This window comes from Pseudomonas sp. 05N434 (genome assembly GCF_056396965.1).
On record NZ_JBFTMK010000605.1, the window covers coordinates 1 to 2,871 of the forward strand.

General features: G+C 61.9%; 4 protein-coding genes. All 4 read left to right on the top strand.

All coding sequences use genetic code 11. The annotated features are described in order from the left end of the window. Positions 1–106, top strand: a 106-nt coding sequence (locus tag AC1DLB_RS26655; protein ID WP_477785976.1) for an OprD family outer membrane porin, incomplete at its 5' end; no start/stop codon positions are given. A 39-nt stretch (positions 107–145) separates the two neighbouring features. Next, entirely contained in the window at positions 146–1,123 is a 978-nt protein-coding gene (locus AC1DLB_RS26660; RefSeq protein ID WP_018926791.1) for a Bug family tripartite tricarboxylate transporter substrate binding protein, read from the top strand. 58 nt (positions 1,124–1,181) lie between these two features. Continuing rightward, complete coding sequence (locus AC1DLB_RS26665) at positions 1,182–1,640, top strand: tripartite tricarboxylate transporter TctB family protein (protein WP_018926792.1); 459 nt, start codon at positions 1,182–1,184, stop codon at positions 1,638–1,640. A 1-nt stretch (position 1,641) separates the two neighbouring features. Next, positions 1,642–2,871 (top strand): tripartite tricarboxylate transporter permease (locus AC1DLB_RS26670; RefSeq protein ID WP_477785975.1); only part of this gene is annotated, 1,230 nt, incomplete at its 3' end.

Here is a 2,871-nt window from a genome sequence, read left to right on the forward strand (position 1 = left end):
GGACGTTGCCGTACGCCTGCGTAATGCCACCTACCGTTCCAACTACTCCGCTCGCGATGCCGATGAAGTGCGTCTGCTGGTGAGCTATAGCGTTGCCCTTTGGTAATTCAGTACGTCCATAACAAAAACTCTTAAGGAGACTTGAATGAACCTGTCACTGCGAAAAGTTGCTCTGGCCACCGGCATCATGCTGTTCGCCGGCCAATTGCTGGCCGAACCCAAACGCCCGGAATGCATCGCCCCAGCCTCGCCGGGCGGTGGTTTCGACCTCACCTGCAAACTGGCGCAAAGCGCGCTGGTCAACGAAAAACTGCTGACCAAACCGATGCGCGTGACCTACATGCCCGGCGGTGTCGGCGCGGTGGCGTACAACGCTGTGGTCGCTCAGCGCCCGGCCGATGCCGGTACGCTGGTGGCCTGGTCCAGCGGTTCGCTGCTGAACCTGGCGCAAGGCAAATTCGGGCGTTTCGATGAAAGCGCCGTGCGCTGGCTGGCGGCCGTTGGCACCAGTTATGGCGCCATTGCGGTGAAAAGCGATTCGCCCTACAAGACCCTGGACGATCTGGTCAAAGCCCTGAAGAAAGACCCAAGCTCGGTGGTGATCGGTTCCGGCGGCACCGTCGGCAGCCAGGACTGGATGCAAACCGCCCTGATCGCCAAGGCAGCCGGGATCAACCCGCGCGACCTGCGTTACGTCGCCCTCGAAGGCGGCGGTGAAATCGCCACCGCCCTGCTCGGCGGCCACATCCAGGTTGGCAGCACCGACATCTCCGACTCCATGCCACACATCCTGAGCGGTGACATGCGTCTGCTGGCGGTGTTCTCCGAGAAGCGTCTGGACGAGCCGGAAATGAAAGATATTCCGACCGCTAAAGAGCAAGGCTACAACATCGTCTGGCCGGTGGTTCGCGGCTTCTACCTCGGGCCAAAAGTCAGCGACGAAGACTACGCCTGGTGGAAAAACGCCTTCGACAAACTGCTGGCCTCCGAGGATTTCGCCAAGCTGCGCGATCAGCGTGAACTGTTCCCGTTCGCCATGACCGGCCCGGAGCTCGACACCTACGTGAAGAAGCAGGTCGCGGACTACAAAGTGCTGGCCAAAGAGTTCGGCCTGATCCAGTGATCGCCTCTGTCTAGCGGCTGCGGCCCCGGTTCTCGGGGTCGTGGCCCAGGAGTTCCCCATGCTCATACAACGCATTTTTGCTTCGGTGCTGTTGCTGGCCTGTGTCGGCCTGGCGCTGATGGCGTGGCCGTATCAAGCGGCTTTTTCCTACGAACCGGTCGGGCCTCGCGCCTTCCCCCTGCTGATGCTCGGCTTGATGGGCCTGGCTTTGCTGTACATGGTGTTTCGGCCGGCGCCGATCGTGCACAGCGATGACGACCCGAAACTGGACCGCGAAACCCTGATCAAGATCGGCATCTGCGTGGCGCTGTTGCTGGTGTTCGCCGGGGCCTTCGAACCTCTTGGCTTCATCGTCGCCAGCATTCTGATTGGGGTCCCGATGGCACGCCTGTATGGCGGCCGCTGGCTGCCCAGCGCGGTGATCATCAGCCTGATGGCCATCGGTCTTTATCTGCTGTTCGACAAGTTGATGGACGTGCCACTGCCGTTGGGCGTGCTCGACGTTCTGGAGAACTGATATGGATACTCTTGGCTATTTGGGTCAGGGCTTCGGCGTTGCGCTGAGCCCGTACAACCTGGTGACCGCACTGTGCGGCACCTTGATCGGGACCGTCGTCGGGCTGCTGCCGGGGCTGGGGCCGATCAACGGCGTGGCGTTGCTGATTCCGATCGCGTTCGCCCTCGGCCTGCCACCGGAGTCGGCGTTGATCCTGCTGGCGGCGGTGTACCTGGGTTGCGAATACGGCGGACGGATCAGCTCCATCCTGCTGAACATTCCGGGCGAAGCCTCCACCGTCATGACCACCCTCGACGGTTACCCGATGGCCCGCAAGGGTCTGGCCGGTGTAGCGCTGTCGCTGTCGGCGTGGAGTTCGTTCATCGGTGCCTTCATCGCGACTTGCGGCATGGTGCTGTTCGCCCCGCTGCTGGCGAAATGGGCGATTGCCTTCGGACCGGCGGAGTATTTCGTACTGATGGTGTTTGCGATTGTCTGTCTCGGCGGCATGGCCGGCGACCGACCGCTGAAGACCTTCATTGCAGCGCTGATCGGTCTGTTTCTGTCGAGCGTCGGCATCGATGCCAACAGCGGCGTATACCGCTTCACCGGGGATAACATTCATCTGACAGACGGCATTCAGTTCGTCGTGCTGGTATTGGGCCTGTTCTCCATCAGCGAAATCCTCTTGCTGCTGGAAAAAACCCACCGTGGCCAGGAAGCGGTGAAAGCCACCGGGCGCATGATGTTCAACTTCAAGGAAGCCTCGGCGGTGTTCGTGGTAAACGTCCGTTGCGGTTTGCTGGGCTTCATCATGGGCGTATTGCCGGGTGCCGGCGCGACGCTGGCCAGCGCGGTGGCCTACATGACCGAGAAACGTATCGCCGGTGCCAAGGGCACTTTCGGCCAAGGCGACATGCGTGGCCTCGCGGCTCCGGAAACCGCCATCGGTGGCGCAGCCTGCGGTGCCCTGGTGCCGATGCTGACCCTCGGTGTTCCGGGCTCGGGGACCACGGCGGTGATGATCGGCGCACTGTCGCTGTACAACATCACCCCGGGCCCGCTGTTATTCCAGCAGCAGCCAGACATCGTCTGGGGCCTGATCGCGTCGTTGTTCGTCGCCAACGTGATGCTGGTGATCCTCAACATCCCAATGATCCGCATCTTCACCCGCATCCTCGCCGTGCCGAACTGGGCACTGGTGCCGGTGATCGCGATCATCACCGGGATCGGCGTCTACGCCGTACACGCC

Coding starts and splice junctions, on each gene's coding strand:
- AC1DLB_RS26660 (WP_018926791.1), top strand. CDS start 146: ATGAACCTGTCACTGCGAAAAGTTGCTCTGGCCACCGGCATCATGCTG.
- AC1DLB_RS26665 (WP_018926792.1), top strand. CDS start 1,182: ATGCTCATACAACGCATTTTTGCTTCGGTGCTGTTGCTGGCCTGTGTC.